The organism is Bacillus nitratireducens (assembly GCF_001884135.1).
GTDB lineage: Bacteria > Bacillota > Bacilli > Bacillales > Bacillaceae_G > Bacillus_A > Bacillus_A nitratireducens.
In genome coordinates, this window is sequence record NZ_MAOC01000002.1 from 1 (window position 1) to 16964 (window position 16964).

Below are 16964 nucleotides of genomic sequence, written 5' to 3' on the forward strand. Positions count from 1 at the left end.
GTCTAGCATCTAAAAATAAAAATTGACGTTCACGTTGTTTGTTTCGTTCAGTTTTCAAAGAACTTCTTGGTCGCTCATTTGCGACTTCCTTATGTTAACATCTTCGTTTTTCGATGTCAACTAAGTTTTTTAATTTCTTTTTTGTCGTTTTCTGCGTTTCCGCATCAGCGACGGTTATTAATTTATCATATACTTACTCTTAACGTCAACACTTTTTAATAAAAAATTCTTTTTCTTACATAACGAATACATTCTTCCCTATTAGCAACTCTCCGAAATAAACAAAAAATGATTTTATATCTTTCTTCCATCGCTTTTTTCACAACGCTATGTATACGCTCATCTTCAAAATCAAATAAAAGTTCCTCTAACTCTCTCTTCAGTATGTATTCCATTTCTTTTCTCTCTTCCTTCGTTAACATAATCCCAAGCAAATTATCACCCCAATAGTTCCTTACACACATCAATAAACGCCCTACTTATTTTCAATTACCAATAATGTATCATCAAAAAATAAAATTCTATCATTCATTATATCCACCACTAACGATGTTAATCCCTTGTTCTCTTTTTTAAATTTAAAGCATATATGTAACTGAAAAGGATTGGACAAAGGGGCGTAATATTATGTTTTTCTTTTTTATTACGAGTAAAAGAACATTTAAACACATTAGCTTAATAATCGTACTTTCCTTATTTACAGCATGGCTACTCTTTTTAAAAACATATTCACATGAGTCTGCTTTTTCAACTGCTACTGGCCCGAAAGTGATTTACAAAGGGGACACTGCAAAAAAACAAGTTGCATTCACGTTTGACATTAGTTGGGGAGATAAAAAAGCTATTCCAATCCTTAATACACTCAAAGAAAGAGACATTAAGAATGCAACCTTCTTTCTCTCTGCTGCATGGGCCGAAAGACACCCTGATATTGTCGAACGAATCATGAAAGATGGACATGAGATTGGTAGTATGGGCTATAATTACACATCCTATAATTCACTAGAAGCAAATGAAATACGAAGAGATCTTTTGCGAGCGCAAGATGTTTTTACGAAACTTGGCGTAAAACAAGTCAAGCTATTACGCCCACCTAGTGGCGACTTTAACAAAACAACCCTTAAAATAGCTGAATCACTCGGATACACCATCGTTCATTGGAGTAACAATTCAAATGACTGGAAAAATCCCGGCGTAAATAAAATCGTTTCCACAGTCTCTAGCAATTTAAAGGGTGGAGATATCGTCTTATTACATGCTTCTGATTCTGCTCTTCAAACAAATAAGGCTTTACCATTACTCTTACAAAAACTAAAGAGCGACGGATATGAACAAACATCTGTATCACAACTTATTTCCAACACAAGTACGAAAAGCGAAGATATTAAGTAGTTCCTTTCTACACGGTTCTTCACACATAAAAGGCTCCGCTATCTTAATGAAAGATAGCGGAGCTTTTTTATCCTGCGATTTACAAATGATAAGAATCTGGCTAATTACAAATCCACTCTCTCCTCATTAAGCTGACTTACTCTTTTGTCCAATTAAACGATGCAATACAAGTAACTGATATGCATTACATAATAGGAGTGGTATCACCATTAAATATAACCAATCTGTATCATTAATCCGGAGCGCCGGTACCCATTCAAGAATTGTTACAACAACCATAAAGAACAGAGCCGGCACAAATGCTTTTTTATTCGTTTCTTTACTCTTTATGTATGCGACAATTGCCCCAAACACGAATAACACCCCCGCAACAAGTATGTTATTCCCTAATGAAACTTCCCCATTCGCAATAAGTACTGACCTTAAATAAACGAAATCAAACAATACGAACGCAATAAAGAAGAGTTGCACCGCATTCCATAAAGACGATGACCGAAACATCCCTAATCCAAAACGATGGATTGTTAAATACGCAAAGAACCCCATTTGACTTATAACACTAAAAATAAATCCTACGCCCATCAACCAAAAAGAAATTGCTAAAATCTCTTTTCCGTCGAAATTTTGAAAAAATTTAGCGTACTTGTCCCACTCTAAAACAAATCCAATAATGACTGTGCTAATCCCACCTAGAAATAACGTCGTAAAAAATAGTCGTACCCACTTGCGGCTATTCACAACACATCCCCCATTATTCTTATATTTCTAATTAAATTGTATCAATGACAATTTCAAAAAGCTAGCCATGTTAATGTATAAATTCCTTAAAGAGATTTATATTAAAAAAAGAGAACTGTGCTGAAAGGAGCTCCAATTTATGAAACGGCTGCTGCTCGTTTTGATTTCTTCTTTTCTATTTATCGCACTAGTGGCATGTGCACAAGAAAAAGAAGCAAAATCCGAACTTGATTATGATCAAACAAAAAAAATGATTGTTGATATTTTAAAAACAGACCAAGGAAAAAAAGCGATCCAAGATGTATTAACTGATGAAAAAATGAAACAAGCACTCATACTAGATGAAACAGTAGTAAAGAAAACGATCGAAGATGCGATGGTATCTGAAAAAGGGCAACAATTCTGGGAAAAGCTCTTTAAAGACCCTGAGTTCTCATCAAAATTTGCTAAAAGTATGGGAAAAGAACAAACAAACTTAATGAAAACTTTACTAAAAGACCCTGAATACCAATCAGGTGTTATAGAGATTATGAAAAATCCTGAAGTAGAAAAAATTATGTTACAAACAATGAAGAGTAAAGAGTATCGTCAATATTTACAACAAGTACTAACCGAAACTGCCGAAAGTCCACTCTTCCAGGCTAAGATGATTGACATCATTAGTAAAGGTGTACAAAAAGCTGAAAAAGGTGGGTCTGATAAAAAAGGTGCAGGCGGTGAAGGTGGTTCTCAAGATGGGAACAAAGAACAATAATAAAAATTATAGTAACGAGTGGACAATGATATATTGCCCACTCGTTACTACTTTACTTTTGTGTAACAGCTGTCTTATCAATAACTGTCTCAGCTATCGAACGATAAATAAGACCAGTTGTATGTGTATCTTCATATACTGACGGCGCAAAGTCCTCTTTATTCCAATCCGGTTGTTGAAGTGGAATTCGGCCAAGCACATCTGTTTGGAGTTCCGTAGCTAATTTATCTCCTCCACCTCTTCCAAACACATACTCTTTTTCACCAGTTGCTTTACTTTCAAAATACGCCATATTTTCAACAACACCAAGAATACTATGTTCTGTACGTAAAGCCATAGCTCCAGCACGCGCTGCTACAAATGCAGCTGTTGGATGCGGCGTTGTTACAATAATCTCTTTGCAAGCCGGCAACATCGAATGCAGATCTAGAGCAACATCACCCGTACCTGGTGGTAAATCCAATACTAAGTAATCTAAATCACCCCACTCTACTTCTGTGAAAAAGTGATTTAACATTTTCCCAAGCATCGGTCCTCTCCAAATAACGGGTGCGTTATCTTCTACAAAGAATCCCATTGAGATTACTTTCACACCTAGACGCTCCACTGGTATTATCTTATCCCCTCTTACGATTGGGCGTTTTTCGATGCCCATCATATCAGGTACACTAAAACCGTAAATATCCGCATCAATGATACCGACCTTTTTTCCTAGACGAGCTAAAGCAATTGCAAGGTTAACGGAAACAGTCGATTTCCCTACTCCACCTTTTCCACTTGCCACTGCTAAAAATGTAGTATTTGAGTTCGGCGATAATAAAGATTCACTTTTCTCTTCCTCTTGCGGTGGTGCAAACTGAGCTAATTCCTCTTCTGTAAATTCTGCAAAACGAAGTCCAACTGTTGTTGCCCCAAGTTCTTTTACTAACTTTACAATTCCAGACTGCAACTGCATTTGTTCCGCTGTACCTGTTTTTACAATTGCAATTTTAACACTTACATGTTCCTTCTCCGGCTTGACTGTTACCTCTTTAATTGCATTTGTTTCTTTTAACGTCTTATGTAAAAATGGATCTACAATCCCTTCCAACGCTTCCACTACCTGCTCTTTTGTTACCATAATTAGCCCAGCCCCCTGTATGAAAAATAACGTAATGTTAATTAAATTTATCTCTCTTTATTTTTGAAATAAATGCGTTTACATTTCCAGTATAACATATTTTCGGAAAACTTCGTTAACGAGAGAAACTCGAAAAATCCTCCTTATTCCGGAGGATTTCCTTTTTCTGTGAAGTAACGTAATATACCACGATATATTGCAGCTGCTACTTTTTGCTGGTACTTCTCCGAATTTAGCATATACCTTTCATTCACATTCGACAAAAAGCCGGCCTCAATTAAAGCACCCGGTTTTTTAGCATACTTCAATAAGTACACGTGAGGAATTGTTTTAGCAGAACGATTCGTATTTTCTAAGCTCGTTCTCAATTCAGCCTGTATAAATTTCGCAGCCCGTTCATTTTCAATTAAAGAACGGTAGTAGAACGTTTGTGCGCCTTTAGATCCACTGCTAGTTAGAGCGTTTAAATGAATGCTTGCAAAAAAGTCTACATCAGGCTTATTAATAATCTCTACACGTCTTTTTAAATCCTCTGCTTTACGTCTACTATATGACTTTGTATCTTTGTTGGCTAAATCATAATCTCCTTCACGAGTTAAAATAACTAATGCACCTTGTTCTTGTAAATAATCTTGTACTTTTTTTGTAATCTCGAGCGTAATATCTTTTTCTACAATATCCTTTCCACCAACAGCCCCTCCGTCTGGACCACCATGCCCAGCGTCTAGTACGATTACTTTCCCTGATAAGGGTAAATTCCAAGCTCGCCACGATTTTGTAATTTGAAATTCTTGTTTGACCAAAAAAAACAAAACAACCGCAGCGAGCGCAAAAGAGATAATTCGAATTCTCTTCATACCTTTCCTCCTCCAGCTAGTCCCTCTAATTACTTATATGGGACAAGAGGAAAGTTTATGCTTGTCTTAGTGTAGCTTTAATCGATACCTTCGTTCACCTTTTTCATACCCTTCCTGCCACCACAGGCCGATAAACTGCTGGCAAGATTCAAAAAGTAATTCCTCGTCTTGCAATTTAATTTCACGCATAGTCATACTTGTTAAAAATTGAAATAATGTTTCAGTTAATTGTTGCTCTTCTTCTAAGGCTCTATATTTCACATCAAAGAATGATTCACCATAATAACCAAATTTACTGTATCTCGCTCCTAATAAATAAGATTCTATCCCTAGTTCAATACAATAATCTTCATACTGACGATGAAGTTCTTGCATCTGAAAGGCATCACGAATATTTGAGCGCAATGTTTTTAATGATAATTCTCGCAGCATCTTCCGCTCGTATTTCAACTGCTTTTCTTTTTGTTTTTCTTGTAAGCTGACAATGACATTCATAGTACTTATAAACCTCCCTAATACGTATTAGTCTAAACTTCTAAAGAAGAAGCATACGCGAGGCCGTAGCACTAAAATATTCCAAGCCAAAAAAATTGTAAAAGAGGAATTAAACATAAAAAAACCCCAACCAAAATGGTTGGGGTTTGTAGTTCGCAAAAATTAACGTTTTGAGAACTGAGGTGCACGACGTGCGCCTTTAAGACCGTATTTTTTACGCTCTTTCATACGTGCGTCACGAGTTAATAGACCTGCACGTTTTAGTGTTAGACGGTATTCTGGATCAGCTTTTAATAAAGCGCGAGAAATACCGTGACGAATAGCACCAGCTTGACCAGTGTATCCACCACCATTTACGTTTACAAGTACATCGTAGTTACCTAAAGTTTCTGTTGCAACTAGAGGTTGTTTCACTACTTCACGTAATGCAGCAAATGGGATATAGTTTTCAAAATCACGACCGTTAATGATAACGCGTCCTTCGCCTGGAACTAGGCGCACGCGCGCTACTGAACTCTTACGACGTCCAGTGCCATAGTATTGAACCTGTGCCAAAGTAAGCCCTCCTTTAATTGATTATCCGCGAAGTTCGTAAACTTCTGGTTTTTGTGCTTGGTGTGGATGCTCTGCTCCAGCATACACGTTTAATTTCTTAGATACTTGACGTCCTAAACGTCCTTTTGGAAGCATCCCTTTAATTGCAAGCTCTAACATTTGTACAGGGTAGTTTGTACGCATTTCTAGAGCTGTTCTTTGCTTAAGTCCACCTGGGTGGTTAGTGTGACGGTAGTAAATTTTATCGTTTAATTTATTACCTGTTAAATGAATTTTCTCAGCGTTAATAATAATTACATGATCACCCGTGTCAACGTGTGGTGTAAATGTAGGTTTGTTTTTACCACGTAAAATGGATGCTACTTCCGTAGATAGGCGACCTAAAGTTTGACCTTCAGCATCAACCACATACCATTTACGCTCAACTTCGTTAGCTTTTGCCATAAAAGTCGTACGCATGTGTTTCCCTCCTCGTTATCTTTTCCATAGAAAAAATCTATTGTTTATCTTAAACACGATTTCCTTCCGGGGCTAATCGTGGTTTTAGAAACAATACCATATGTTATGATATACTTTTGAGTTTCTAATGTCAAGCAAATGTTACACCAGGATTAGTTGTTATAGTTTACCTGCCATAAGTAAAGTCCATGACCTGGAGCCATCTTTCCAGCAAACTGGCGATTTTGTTTCGCTAAAATCTCTGGAATGCTATCAGGATCAAGCTTTCCTTGCCCTACGTTAAGTAACGTACCAACAATAATTCTGACCATATTATATAAAAATCCATTACCTACAAAACGAAAAATTAATTCATCGTCTTGCTCGATTAACTCAATTTCATAAATTGTTCGCACTTTATCTTTTTTGTCAGTTTTTGCCGAACAAAAAGAAGTGAAATCATGCGTTCCAATAAAATAAGGAATCGCTTTTCTTATAGAGTTTATTTCAAGTGGATATGGATATTGATATACGTAATTTCTACGGAATACATCCGCAGTCTTTGATAATAATACACGATAACGATATTCTTTTTTCTCGACACCGTAACGCGCATGAAATTCTTCTGTTTTTTTCTCTACCTGTCTGATAACAATATCATCTGGCAACATTGTGTTTAAAGCATTACTCCATTGCCACTCTGCAAGAGACAAAGGGGTATCAAAGTGTATCACTTGTCCTTTTGCATGAACGGTAGAATCTGTCCTGCCCGATGCTTGAACACGAACAAGTTCTCCTTTATGCAATTTCTGCAATGCTTTCTCTATCTCTTGTTGAACAGTACGATGCTGCGGCTGAATTTGATAACCACAAAAATGCATGCCATCATATGCAACCGTACATTTTATTCTATCCATTTCTTTATTCTCCATTACGATCGCACCCATGCCAAAATACAAGCTAAACAAAGTAAGCTTATAATCGTTACTGTATCACTTGTTTTCCAGCGTAGTTGCCTAAATTTAGTGCGCCCTTCGCCACTTTGATATCCACGAGCTTCCATCGCAATCGCTAAGTCCTCTGCACGCTTAAAAGCACTAATAAATAGCGGAACGAGTAGTGAAATAATAGCTTTCATCCTATCTTTTATCGGTCCCCCGGCGAAATCAATGCCACGTGACGCTTGTGCTTTCATAATTTTACTCGTTTCATCCATTAATGTCGGGATAAAACGTAGTGAAATTGACATCATTAATGCGATTTCATGAACAGGAACTTTTATACGCTTCAACGGCTTTAATAACGTCTCCAACCCATCTGTAATTTCAATAGGTGTCGTCGTTAACGTTAATAATGTCGTCATTAAAATAATAACAAAGAATCGTATAGAAATGTATATCCCTTGCTCTAATCCTTTTTCATGTATCGAAAACCAACCAAGCTGGAATAGTACTTCCCCTTCTTTATTTGTAAAAATATGCAGGAAAAATGTAAAAAGAAAAATCCATAGAATTGGTTTTAAGCCCGAAAGTACATAACGAATCGGCACTTTTGCAAAAAATAAAGCAATGAGTGCATACAAAAATAAAAATCCATATGAAATCGCATTATTTGCTAAAAAAACAACAAATACATATAAAAAGACAATCAACAGCTTCGTACGAGGATCAAGTTTATGAATGACTGACTGACCTGGAATGTATCTCCCAATAATCAACTGCTGCATGATTCATGACCACCTTTTCGTAACACCTGTACAACTTCATGAGTAAGATCCTCTAAAGATAAGGTAGCCTTCGAAATTGAAATACCAAACTTTTCTTCAATTGCACGTTTATACTTTAAAGACATCGGAAGATCCACACCAATTCTCTCTAATTCATCTGCATGTGAAAATACTTCCTCTGCTCTTCCTTGCAAAAAGACCGTTCCTTTATGCATGACCACAATTTGATCTGCATACTTAGCAGCATCCTCCATATTGTGGGTGACAAGAATGACTGTAAGCCCCTGTTCCTTATGAAGCTTGTAAAACATCTCCATGAGCTCGTGCTGTCCTTTAGGATCAAGCCCTGCTGTAGGTTCATCTAATACAAGCACTTCGGGTTCCATCGCAAGTACGCCTGCTATTGCAACGCGCCTCATTTGCCCACCGCTTAACTCAAACGGAGAACGTGCTAATAACTCTATGTCCAATCCAACAAGCTGGATTGCATCTTTCGCCTTTTGTTTTGCCTCTTCTTCAGATACACCAAAATTAGTAGGCCCAAAACAAATATCCTTCTCAACTGTCTCTTCAAATAGCTGATGTTCTGGGAACTGAAAGACAACCCCTACTTTTTTTCGTAGTGGCTTCAGTTTCTTTTCTTTCTTCCCTGCTGAAATTAAATGTTCACCAATTTGAACCGTACCATTTGTCGGCTGTAATAAACCATTTAAATGTTGAATCATCGTCGACTTTCCTGAACCAGTATGACCAATAATGGCATAATAGCCCCCACTTGGAAACGACACGTCTACATCATAAAGTGCGCGTCTTTCAAATGGAGTTTTATATTGATAACGATGTTCTACTTTTTGGAATGTAATCTCCAAAGTTCGTTCACCAAGCTTTCCATTGTAAGATGCGTATTTTGCAAGTGAATTTCATTTCTTTTTAATAATTCTGCTATTTTAACCGAAAAAGGTACATCTAATCCAATCTCTTGAAGCATATGAGAGGATTTGAAAATTTGCCCTGGAGTACCTTCCTCTAATATTTCTCCCTTGTTCAAAATAATAATACGGTCTGACTGTGCCGCTTCTTCTAAATCATGCGTAATCGATAACACCGTAATACCCTTTTGATTAACAAGTTGTCTAACCGTTTCTACTACTTCAAGTTTCCCCTGAGGGTCTAACATTGAAGTTGCTTCATCTAATATTAAAATAGATGGCTGAAGTGCTAAAACACCTGCTATTGCGACTCGCTGTTTTTGTCCGCCAGATAACGAATGGGGTTCATCATTAAGAAAATCTTCCATACGGACCAGTTGCAGGGCTTGTTCTAGTCTTTCTATCATCTGCTCCCTTGGCATTCCGATATTTTCTAGACCAAATACAACGTCATCTTGTACTGTCGTTCCCACAAATTGATTATCAGGATTTTGAAATACCATCCCAATTTGTTTTCGAACATCCCATACCGTTTCCTCTGATAAAACCACTGTATCATTTACAGTAATGCTTCCTGATTCCGGTAAAAACAAACCATTCAATAATTTTGCAAGTGTAGATTTACCTGAACCATTTTGTCCAATAACAGATACCCATTCTCCTTCATATAAGGAAAATGAAACATCTTTTAATGCATAAGAGGCTGCCCCAGGATATTGAAATGATATATTTTCTGTCCGAAGTTTCTCTTTTTTCAATACAAGGCACCCTTTCCTTCGCCAAGTTAGCCTATTTTTTATATTTAAAAAAAAAGGGCCATGACCAGTTACTTGAAAAGAACTGTCCTGCCCTTTTAATCATCATTATACTAACTCGATAATTACCATTGGTGCTGCGTCTCCGCGACGTGGACCAATTTTTGCAATACGAGTGTATCCGCCTTGGCGCTCAGCATAGCGTGGAGCTACATCAGCGAATAATTTTTGAAGTGCATCTTGACCAGTCTCAGCGTTAGCAACTTCATTGCGAATGAAAGCTGCTGCTTGACGACGAGCATGAAGATCTCCGCGTTTACCTAAAGTGATCATTTTTTCCACTACAGAACGAAGTTCTTTTGCACGAGTTTCTGTCGTTTGGATGCGCTCGTTGATAATTAAATCAGTAGCTAAATCACGTAACATAGCTTTACGTTGCGCACTTGTACGGCCTAATTTTCTGTATGCCATTCGTAGTTCCCTCCTTTGTTGATGGGTTTAAATCCTCAGTCGTCTTTACGTAAACCTAAACCTAATTCCTCAAGTTTATGTTTAACTTCTTCTAAGGATTTACGTCCTAAGTTACGAACTTTCATCATATCTTCTTCTGTTTTGTTCGCAAGCTCTTGTACAGTATTAATTCCTGCACGTTTTAGGCAATTATAAGAACGAACAGAAAGATCTAGTTCTTCGATAGTCATCTCAAGAACTTTCTCTTTTTGATCTTCTTCCTTCTCGACCATAATCTCAGCATTTTGTGCTTCATCAGTTAAACCAACAAAGATATTTAAATGCTCAGTTAAGATTTTGGCACCTAAAGAGATAGCTTCTTTTGGCCCGATGCTTCCATCCGTCCATACATCAAGCGTAAGCTTATCATAATTAGCCACTTGTCCGACACGTGTCTTTTCCACTTGGTAAGTTACACGTGATACTGGAGTATAAATAGAATCAATAGGAATTACTCCTATTGGTTGATCTTCGCTTTTATTTGCATCAGCTGGCGTATACCCACGGCCACGCTTTGCAGTTAAACGCATGCGGAAATGCGCATTTTTTGCTAACGTTGCAATGTGTAAATCTGGATTTAAGATTTCTACATCACTATCATGAGTAATATCAGCAGCTGTGACAATACCTTCGCCCTGTACATCAATTTCCAACGTCTTCTCTTCTTCAGAGTAGATTTTAAGAGCTAACTTTTTCAAGTTTAAGATGATCGTCGTAACGTCTTCTACTACGCCCTCAACTGTTGAAAATTCATGCAATACGCCATCGATTTGGATAGCGGTAACAGCGGCACCAGGGAGTGAGGATAAAAGAATACGACGTAGGGAGTTACCCAAAGTAGTACCATATCCACGCTCAAGCGGTTCAATTACGAATTTACCATATTTAGCATCTTCGTTAAGTTCAACCGTTTCGATTTTCGGCTTTTCGATTTCAATCATTAACTAAACCCTCCTTCAAAACGTCGAAACCCCGGTTAAACAAAGGGATACCCCCTGTCTAACCGAAAGTCCCCCTTAGGCAGTTCCCGATTGTGCACAACAAGCGATGTTTCTGTACGAAATTTCTCGATAATGCATCATATCCATTATAGACAAAAGGGAAAATTCTATACAGAAAAATTACACACGACGACGTTTTGGTGGACGACATCCATTATGAGGAACTGGAGTAACATCTCTAATTGCTGTTACTTCTAGACCTGCAGCTTGAAGAGCACGAATTGCAGCTTCACGACCAGCACCAGGACCTTTAACAGTAACCTCTAAAGTTTTTAAACCGTGCTCCATTGCAACTTTAGCAGCAGCTTCAGCAGCCATTTGCGCAGCGAATGGAGTAGACTTACGAGATCCACGGAAACCAAGTGCACCAGCACTAGACCAAGAAAGTGCGTTACCATGAGTATCTGTAAGTGTTACGATTGTGTTGTTGAAAGTAGAACGAATATGAGCTATACCAGCTTCAATATTCTTTTTCACACGTTTTTTACGAGTGTTTGTTTTACGTGCCATTGTTAGTTCAACCTCCTTTACTTATTATTTCTTTTTATTTGCTACTGTACGACGTGGACCTTTACGTGTACGAGCATTGTTTTTAGAGTTTTGACCACGAACTGGTAAACCACGACGGTGACGAAGACCACGGTAAGAACCGATCTCCATTAGACGTTTAATGTTAAGAGATACTTCACGACGAAGGTCTCCCTCAACTTTAATACGATCGATGATATCACGGATACGTCCTAGTTCGTCTTCCGTTAAATCACGAACTCGTGTTTCTGAAGAAATACCAGCTTCAGTAAGAATTTTTTCAGCAGTTGTGCGACCAATGCCGAATACGTAAGTTAAAGAAATAACAACGCGTTTGTCTCGAGGAATATCTACACCTGCGATACGTGCCATTCTGAATGCACCTCCTTCTGATTAACCTTGTTTTTGTTTATGTTTAGGGTTTTCACAAATAACCATTACTTTTCCACGTCTACGAATAACTTTACATTTTTCGCAGATTGGTTTAACTGACGGTCTTACTTTCATGTCTCGAACCTCCTTAAAGATTACGGAGTGCTATATTATTTAAAACGGTACGTAATACGACCACGATTTAAATCGTACGGAGATAATTCTACCGTAACTTTGTCTCCTGGTAAAATACGAATGAAGTTCATACGGATTTTACCAGAAACGTGAGCCAATACGACATGCCCATTCTCTAATTCTACTTTGAACATAGCATTTGGCAACGTTTCAAGAACGGTACCTTCGACTTCAATTACATCATCTTTAGCCATTCAATAGTTCTCCCTTCTTCAAATCAGTAACATTTTACACTGCTCTGAAATCCCGGAGAGCCAGCTACTTATAAAGTGGTAAGGATTTCGTATCCTGCTTCTGTAAGAGCAATCGTGTGCTCAAAATGTGCACACCATTTACCATCTACCGTTACCACTGTCCAGTCATCAGATAGTGTTTTTACATATCGTCTTCCTTGATTCACCATCGGCTCAACACAGATGACCATTCCCGGCTTTAATCTAGGGCCTCTATTTGGTGGACCATAGTGCGGGATTTGAGGGTCCTCATGTAAGTCTTGCCCGATTCCGTGACCAACATACTCCCTAACGATCGAGAACCCATTCTCTTCAGCATGGGTTTGAACCGCATGTGAGATATTTGATAATCTTTCGCCTGGTTTTACTTGTTCTAGACCAAGATACAACGATTTTTCTGTGACATCAAGTAGCTTTTGAACAGATTCAGAAATGTTTCCAACTGGATACGTCCATGCAGAATCTCCATGGTACCCATTGTATTTCGCACCAATATCGATACTGATGATATCGCCCTCTTCGAGCTTGCGCTTCCCTGGAATTCCGTGTACAAGCTCTTCATTTACAGAAGCACATATGCTCCCCGGAAATCCGTTGTATCCTTTAAAAGATGGCGTAGCACCATATTTTCGAATCGTCTTTTCCGCTATTTGATCGAGCTCTTTCGTTGTAATTCCTGGAGTAATATGCTGTTTCAACTCTTGATGAGTTAAAGCAACGATCCTGCCAGCTTCTCGCATGATTTCTATCTCGCGAGGAGTTTTGCAGATGATCATTACGCTAAGCCTCCGATGAGAACATCGATATCAGCAAATACTTTATTGATATCTTGCTCACCATTAATGCTTTGTAGGTAACCAAGCTCCTCGTAGAAATCAAGCAAAGGTTTTGTTTGCTTAATATTTACATCTAAACGATTTGCTACAGTTTCTTCATTGTCATCAGAGCGTTGGTACAATTCGCCACCACATTTATCGCACACATCAGCTTTTGCTGGTGGATTGAATTCTAAGTGGTAAGTCGCACCGCACTCTTTACAAATGCGACGGCCTGTAAGGCGTTTTAATAACAACCCTGAATCCACATTAATGTTTAAAACATAGTCGATTTTTTTGCCAAGATCTTTCATAATCTCTTCAAGAGCTGATGCTTGTGCAACAGTTCGTGGGAAACCGTCTAATAAGAAACCTCTTACGCAGTCTTCTTGACTCAAACGTTCACGAACAATTCCGATTGTAACTTCATCTGGAACAAGTGCACCTTTATCAATAAAAGATTTTGCTTGTAAACCCATTTCAGTTTCAGCCTTCATAGCTGCACGGAACATATCTCCTGTTGAAATGTGAGGGATGTTATACTTGGCAACAATCTGTTCGGCTTGTGTACCTTTACCAGCACCAGGAAGCCCCATTAAAATTAAGTTCATCCTTGTTCCCCCTCAGAGTACATGAGCATGTAGGGAAGACAATTCTTCCCACTTACTCACTGCTTGATAAACCCTTTGTAATGGCGTTTTACCAGTTGGCTTTCTAGCTGCTTCATTGTTTCTAAAGCAACGCCGACAACGATTAACATACTCGTTCCACCAATCTGTGCAGATGGGGGAAGATTTCCCAGTTTCGTAAAGATAACTGGTAAGATTGCAATCGCTGCTAGGAAAATTGATCCTACAAAGGTCAAACGATACAAGATTTTTGTTAGATATTGTTCCGTATTCTTACCCGGACGAATACCTGGAACATATCCACCTTGTTTGTTTAGATTCTCTGACATTTGCTCTGGATTAACCTGAACAAACGCATAGAAATATGTGAAGGCTACAATGAGCGCAACATATATGATCATTCCCACTGGGTGAGAATAGTTAAAGTTTGCAATGATCCACTGCGATACATCATGATTCGGGAAGAACTGTGCAATAGTTGGAGGCGTAATTAAGAATGAAACAGCAAAAATGACTGGAATAACACCCGCACTATTTACCTTAAGCGGTAAATGTGTGTTTTGTGCTCCAGCATGATTCCCATTCCCTCCTGTTACACGCTTCGCATATTGAATTGGGATCTTTCTAACAGCCTGTTGAATGAAAATAACACCAACAATAACTGCTAGCACAGCTAGTAAGATCAATGCAACTTTAACGATACTCATGAACAATTGATCTCCGATATTTTGAAACTGTTGTTGATACACTTGAGATATAACACTTGGGATCGCTGCGGCAATACCGCCAAAGATAAGGATGGAAATACCATTACCTACACCTTTAGCTGTAATCTGTTCACCTAACCACATTAAAAATGCAGTACCAGCAGTCAGTACCGTAGCAATGTATAAATAAGTGCTCCAACCAGGATTCAAAATTAATTGCCCACCTACCATACCGTTAAAACCGATTGACATACCAAACCCCTGAATAAACGCAAGAACAATTGTAAAGTAACGCGTGAATTGCGTTAGTTTACGACGGCCCATTTCACCTTGCTTCGACCATTCCGAAAATTTAGGAACAACATCCATCTGCAATAATTGCACGATGATGGATGCTGTAATATACGGCATGATTCCCATCGCGAAGATGGAGAAGTTTTTCAAGGCGCCACCGCCAAATGTATTTAGGATACCTAAGGCATTTAATTGATCTTGTGCTTTCAGTACGTCTCCATTTGTAAATGGCACTGGGATAAACGTGCCAATCCTGAATACGACTAACATCGCTAAAGTGAATAATATTTTACGTCTTATCTCAGCAACGCGCATAAAGTTGGAGATTGTACGAAACATTAGATCACCTCAACTGATCCGCCAGCTGCTTCAATTGCTTCTTTAGCACTTGAAGAGAACTTGTGCGCTTTAACAGTTAATTTTTTCTCTACTGCTCCGCTTGCAAGAATTTTAACACCGTCGTTTAACTTGCTGATAACGCCAGTTTCCAGCAATAATTCAGGTGTTACTTCTGTACCATCTTCAAAACGATTTAACGTTGATAAGTTTACAATAGTAAACTCTTTACGGTTAATGTTTGTGAAGCCGCGTTTTGGTAAACGACGGAATAATGGAGTTTGACCACCTTCGAAGCCAAGACGAACACCGCCACCAGAACGTGCGTTTTGTCCTTTATGACCTTTACCAGCAGTTTTACCGTTACCAGAACCGATACCACGACCGACACGGTTACGTACTTTACGAGAACCTTCTGCAGGTTTTAATTCATGAAGTTTCATTCCCAGGCACCTCCTTATATTAATGAGTTATCCTTAAGCTTCTTTTACAGTTATAAGGTGAGAAACTTTGTTGATCATACCAAGAATAGCAGGAGTTTCTTCCTTAACTACAGTTGAATTCAACTTTTTAAGACCTAAAGCTTCTACCGTCGCACGTTGATCTTGTGGACGACCAATTACACTACGAGTGAGGGTAATTTCTAACTTTTTCGCCATTTGTTTTCCCTCCTTAACCTAGTAGCTCTTCTACAGATTTACCGCGTAATTTTGCAACATCTTCAGCGCGCTTAAGTTCGCTTAATCCGTTCACAGTAGCGCGAATCATGTTGATTGGTGTGTTAGAACCAAGAGATTTCGAAAGAATATCTTGTACACCAGCTAATTCAAGTACCGCACGAACAGGTCCACCAGCAATAACACCAGTACCTTCAGCAGCAGGTTTTAAGAATACTTCACCAGCTCCAAAATGACCGTTGATTGTGTGTGGAATTGTTGTACCAACTAATGGTACAGCGATTAAGTTTTTCTTAGCGTCTTCGATAGCTTTGCGAATTGCGTCTGGTACCTCTTGTGCTTTACCAGTACCGAATCCAACATGACCGTTTTTATCGCCAACTACAACTAGTGCAGCAAAGCGGAAACGACGACCACCCTTAACAACTTTCGCGACACGATTTATCGTAACTACACGTTCTTCAAGTTCTAATTTACTTGGGTCAATGCGATGCATCAATTTTCCCTCCTTTGACCATTAAAATTGTAATCCAGCCTCACGAGCAGCTTCAGCTAGAGCTTTAACACGGCCATGGTATAAGTAACCACCGCGATCGAATACTACTTCTTTAACGCCTTTCTCTACAGCACGCTTAGCAACTGATTCTCCAACTTTCGTAGCAGCTTCAGTATTGCTAGTACCGTTAAGAGCAAGGTCTTTATCAAGAGTAGATGCACTTACTAACGTTACACCATTTACATCATCAATAACTTGAGCGTAAATATGTTGGTTAGAACGGAACACGTTTAAACGTGGACGTTCTGCAGTACCAGTAAGCTTAGCACGTACACGTGCATGTCTTTTCTTACGAGTCGCATTTTTATCAGCTTTAGTGATCATTCTTGTCACTCCTTTCTCTCACCTAACG

At 38.6% G+C, this 16964-nt stretch carries 26 protein-coding genes; 2 read left to right on the forward strand and 24 right to left on the reverse strand.

Annotation, left to right across the window (positions count from 1 at the left end; genetic code table 11):
- Positions 1-215: 215 nt before the first annotated feature.
- The gene (locus tag BAU23_RS00010; protein ID WP_033656695.1) at positions 216-434 is read right to left on the reverse strand and encodes a hypothetical protein; all 219 of its coding nucleotides are present in this window, start codon (positions 432-434) and stop codon (positions 216-218) included.
- Positions 435-627: 193 nt separating this feature from the next.
- Between BAU23_RS00010 and pdaB the strand changes: the two genes are divergently transcribed.
- A complete protein-coding gene (pdaB, locus tag BAU23_RS00015) occupies positions 628-1392 on the forward strand; it encodes a polysaccharide deacetylase family sporulation protein PdaB (protein ID WP_000464714.1) in 765 nt (254 codons plus the stop codon).
- Between the two features lie 126 nt (positions 1393-1518).
- Here pdaB and kbaA read toward each other — a convergent pair whose 3' ends face one another.
- On the reverse strand, positions 1519-2130 hold the full coding sequence (gene kbaA, locus BAU23_RS00020; protein ID WP_001088505.1) for a KinB signaling pathway activation protein KbaA: 612 nt from the start codon (positions 2128-2130) through the stop codon (positions 1519-1521).
- 139 nt (positions 2131-2269) lie between these two features.
- Here kbaA and gerD point away from each other — a divergent pair, with 139 nt between their 5' ends.
- Positions 2270-2884 carry a spore germination protein GerD gene (gerD, locus tag BAU23_RS00025; RefSeq protein ID WP_000826157.1) on the forward strand — a complete coding sequence of 205 codons (615 nt, stop codon included), beginning with the start codon at positions 2270-2272 and terminating at the stop codon, positions 2882-2884.
- A 52-nt stretch (positions 2885-2936) separates the two neighbouring features.
- On the opposite strand, the gene BAU23_RS00030 is transcribed toward gerD, so the two are convergent.
- The 22 genes from BAU23_RS00030 to rplR form a co-directional block, all read right to left on the reverse strand.
- Positions 2937-4004: an Mrp/NBP35 family ATP-binding protein gene (locus tag BAU23_RS00030; RefSeq protein ID WP_000256622.1), complete on the reverse strand. Its 1068-nt coding sequence runs from the start codon at positions 4002-4004 to the stop codon at positions 2937-2939.
- A 143-nt stretch (positions 4005-4147) separates the two neighbouring features.
- Complete coding sequence (cwlD, locus tag BAU23_RS00035) at positions 4148-4861, reverse strand: N-acetylmuramoyl-L-alanine amidase CwlD (protein ID WP_000822448.1); 714 nt, start codon at positions 4859-4861, stop codon at positions 4148-4150.
- A gap of 66 nt (positions 4862-4927) precedes the next feature.
- The gene (locus BAU23_RS00040) at positions 4928-5356 is read right to left on the reverse strand and encodes a YbaK family protein (RefSeq protein ID WP_001101006.1); all 429 of its coding nucleotides are present in this window, start codon (positions 5354-5356) and stop codon (positions 4928-4930) included.
- A 162-nt stretch (positions 5357-5518) separates the two neighbouring features.
- On the reverse strand, positions 5519-5911 hold the full coding sequence (gene rpsI / locus BAU23_RS00045; protein ID WP_000079986.1) for a 30S ribosomal protein S9: 393 nt from the start codon (positions 5909-5911) through the stop codon (positions 5519-5521).
- A 21-nt stretch (positions 5912-5932) separates the two neighbouring features.
- Positions 5933-6370, reverse strand: a complete 438-nt coding sequence (gene rplM / locus BAU23_RS00050) for a 50S ribosomal protein L13 (protein ID WP_001260795.1) — start codon at positions 6368-6370, stop codon at positions 5933-5935.
- A gap of 152 nt (positions 6371-6522) precedes the next feature.
- The gene (gene truA / locus BAU23_RS00055) at positions 6523-7266 is read right to left on the reverse strand and encodes a tRNA pseudouridine(38-40) synthase TruA (protein WP_002094769.1); all 744 of its coding nucleotides are present in this window, start codon (positions 7264-7266) and stop codon (positions 6523-6525) included.
- A gap of 14 nt (positions 7267-7280) precedes the next feature.
- Entirely contained in the window at positions 7281-8075 is a 795-nt protein-coding gene (locus tag BAU23_RS00060; protein WP_001186537.1) for an energy-coupling factor transporter transmembrane component T family protein, read from the reverse strand.
- A complete protein-coding gene (locus BAU23_RS00065) occupies positions 8063-8944 on the reverse strand; it encodes an energy-coupling factor ABC transporter ATP-binding protein (RefSeq protein ID WP_000406526.1) in 882 nt (293 codons plus the stop codon). Before BAU23_RS00065 ends, BAU23_RS00060 begins: the two co-directional genes overlap by 13 nt.
- Positions 8920-9762: an energy-coupling factor ABC transporter ATP-binding protein gene (locus tag BAU23_RS00070; RefSeq protein ID WP_071733275.1), complete on the reverse strand. Its 843-nt coding sequence runs from the start codon at positions 9760-9762 to the stop codon at positions 8920-8922. The genes BAU23_RS00065 and BAU23_RS00070 overlap by 25 nt, the downstream gene beginning before the upstream one ends.
- Positions 9763-9867: 105 nt before the next feature.
- Positions 9868-10230, reverse strand: a complete 363-nt coding sequence (gene rplQ, locus BAU23_RS00075; protein ID WP_000331490.1) for a 50S ribosomal protein L17 — start codon at positions 10228-10230, stop codon at positions 9868-9870.
- Between the two features lie 35 nt (positions 10231-10265).
- Complete coding sequence (locus BAU23_RS00080; RefSeq protein ID WP_000569644.1) at positions 10266-11210, reverse strand: DNA-directed RNA polymerase subunit alpha; 945 nt, start codon at positions 11208-11210, stop codon at positions 10266-10268.
- Between the two features lie 180 nt (positions 11211-11390).
- On the reverse strand, positions 11391-11780 hold the full coding sequence (gene rpsK / locus BAU23_RS00085; RefSeq protein ID WP_000101797.1) for a 30S ribosomal protein S11: 390 nt from the start codon (positions 11778-11780) through the stop codon (positions 11391-11393).
- 24 nt (positions 11781-11804) lie between these two features.
- A complete protein-coding gene (gene rpsM, locus BAU23_RS00090; protein ID WP_000090790.1) occupies positions 11805-12170 on the reverse strand; it encodes a 30S ribosomal protein S13 in 366 nt (121 codons plus the stop codon).
- A 21-nt stretch (positions 12171-12191) separates the two neighbouring features.
- On the reverse strand, positions 12192-12305 hold the full coding sequence (gene rpmJ, locus BAU23_RS00095; protein WP_000868344.1) for a 50S ribosomal protein L36: 114 nt from the start codon (positions 12303-12305) through the stop codon (positions 12192-12194).
- A gap of 35 nt (positions 12306-12340) precedes the next feature.
- Positions 12341-12559 (reverse strand): translation initiation factor IF-1, encoded by a 219-nt coding sequence (infA, locus tag BAU23_RS00100; RefSeq protein ID WP_001029884.1) that lies wholly within the window; start codon positions 12557-12559, stop codon positions 12341-12343.
- A gap of 68 nt (positions 12560-12627) precedes the next feature.
- Positions 12628-13374 (reverse strand): type I methionyl aminopeptidase, encoded by a 747-nt coding sequence (map, locus tag BAU23_RS00105; protein WP_000582542.1) that lies wholly within the window; start codon positions 13372-13374, stop codon positions 12628-12630.
- Positions 13374-14024: an adenylate kinase gene (locus tag BAU23_RS00110; RefSeq protein ID WP_001048996.1), complete on the reverse strand. Its 651-nt coding sequence runs from the start codon at positions 14022-14024 to the stop codon at positions 13374-13376. The genes map and BAU23_RS00110 overlap by 1 nt, the downstream gene beginning before the upstream one ends.
- A gap of 56 nt (positions 14025-14080) precedes the next feature.
- Entirely contained in the window at positions 14081-15382 is a 1302-nt protein-coding gene (gene secY, locus BAU23_RS00115) for a preprotein translocase subunit SecY (RefSeq protein WP_000490151.1), read from the reverse strand.
- Positions 15382-15822, reverse strand: a complete 441-nt coding sequence (rplO, locus tag BAU23_RS00120) for a 50S ribosomal protein L15 (protein WP_000766083.1) — start codon at positions 15820-15822, stop codon at positions 15382-15384. Before rplO ends, secY begins: the two co-directional genes overlap by 1 nt.
- A gap of 33 nt (positions 15823-15855) precedes the next feature.
- A complete protein-coding gene (rpmD, locus tag BAU23_RS00125; protein WP_001085231.1) occupies positions 15856-16038 on the reverse strand; it encodes a 50S ribosomal protein L30 in 183 nt (60 codons plus the stop codon).
- Between the two features lie 13 nt (positions 16039-16051).
- Entirely contained in the window at positions 16052-16552 is a 501-nt protein-coding gene (gene rpsE, locus BAU23_RS00130) for a 30S ribosomal protein S5 (RefSeq protein ID WP_000554646.1), read from the reverse strand.
- A 21-nt stretch (positions 16553-16573) separates the two neighbouring features.
- Entirely contained in the window at positions 16574-16936 is a 363-nt protein-coding gene (rplR, locus tag BAU23_RS00135) for a 50S ribosomal protein L18 (protein WP_000628818.1), read from the reverse strand.
- Positions 16937-16964: the final 28 nt, after the last annotated feature.

Excerpts from the sequence above, each read along its gene's own strand:
- BAU23_RS00080 (WP_000569644.1), bottom strand. The coding sequence starts at position 11,210 with ATGATTGAAATCGAAAAGCCGAAAATCGAAACGGTTGAACTTAACGAA.
- secY (WP_000490151.1), bottom strand. The coding sequence starts at position 15,382 with ATGTTTCGTACAATCTCCAACTTTATGCGCGTTGCTGAGATAAGACGT.
- infA (WP_001029884.1), bottom strand. The coding sequence starts at position 12,559 with ATGGCTAAAGATGATGTAATTGAAGTCGAAGGTACCGTTCTTGAAACG.
- BAU23_RS00030 (WP_000256622.1), bottom strand. The coding sequence starts at position 4,004 with ATGGTAACAAAAGAGCAGGTAGTGGAAGCGTTGGAAGGGATTGTAGAT.
- BAU23_RS00060 (WP_001186537.1), bottom strand. The coding sequence starts at position 8,075 with ATGCAGCAGTTGATTATTGGGAGATACATTCCAGGTCAGTCAGTCATT.
- BAU23_RS00110 (WP_001048996.1), bottom strand. The coding sequence starts at position 14,024 with ATGAACTTAATTTTAATGGGGCTTCCTGGTGCTGGTAAAGGTACACAA.
- cwlD (WP_000822448.1), bottom strand. The coding sequence starts at position 4,861 with ATGAAGAGAATTCGAATTATCTCTTTTGCGCTCGCTGCGGTTGTTTTG.
- rpsK (WP_000101797.1), bottom strand. The coding sequence starts at position 11,780 with ATGGCACGTAAAACAAACACTCGTAAAAAACGTGTGAAAAAGAATATT.
- map (WP_000582542.1), bottom strand. The coding sequence starts at position 13,374 with ATGATCATCTGCAAAACTCCTCGCGAGATAGAAATCATGCGAGAAGCT.
- rpsM (WP_000090790.1), bottom strand. The coding sequence starts at position 12,170 with ATGGCACGTATCGCAGGTGTAGATATTCCTCGAGACAAACGCGTTGTT.
- gerD (WP_000826157.1), top strand. The coding sequence starts at position 2,270 with ATGAAACGGCTGCTGCTCGTTTTGATTTCTTCTTTTCTATTTATCGCA.
- rplQ (WP_000331490.1), bottom strand. The coding sequence starts at position 10,230 with ATGGCATACAGAAAATTAGGCCGTACAAGTGCGCAACGTAAAGCTATG.
- rplM (WP_001260795.1), bottom strand. The coding sequence starts at position 6,370 with ATGCGTACGACTTTTATGGCAAAAGCTAACGAAGTTGAGCGTAAATGG.
- truA (WP_002094769.1), bottom strand. The coding sequence starts at position 7,266 with ATGGATAGAATAAAATGTACGGTTGCATATGATGGCATGCATTTTTGT.
- BAU23_RS00040 (WP_001101006.1), bottom strand. The coding sequence starts at position 5,356 with ATGAATGTCATTGTCAGCTTACAAGAAAAACAAAAAGAAAAGCAGTTG.
- rplR (WP_000628818.1), bottom strand. The coding sequence starts at position 16,936 with ATGATCACTAAAGCTGATAAAAATGCGACTCGTAAGAAAAGACATGCA.
- rpsE (WP_000554646.1), bottom strand. The coding sequence starts at position 16,552 with ATGCATCGCATTGACCCAAGTAAATTAGAACTTGAAGAACGTGTAGTT.
- rpmD (WP_001085231.1), bottom strand. The coding sequence starts at position 16,038 with ATGGCGAAAAAGTTAGAAATTACCCTCACTCGTAGTGTAATTGGTCGT.
- pdaB (WP_000464714.1), top strand. The coding sequence starts at position 628 with ATGTTTTTCTTTTTTATTACGAGTAAAAGAACATTTAAACACATTAGC.
- rplO (WP_000766083.1), bottom strand. The coding sequence starts at position 15,822 with ATGAAACTTCATGAATTAAAACCTGCAGAAGGTTCTCGTAAAGTACGT.
- rpmJ (WP_000868344.1), bottom strand. The coding sequence starts at position 12,305 with ATGAAAGTAAGACCGTCAGTTAAACCAATCTGCGAAAAATGTAAAGTT.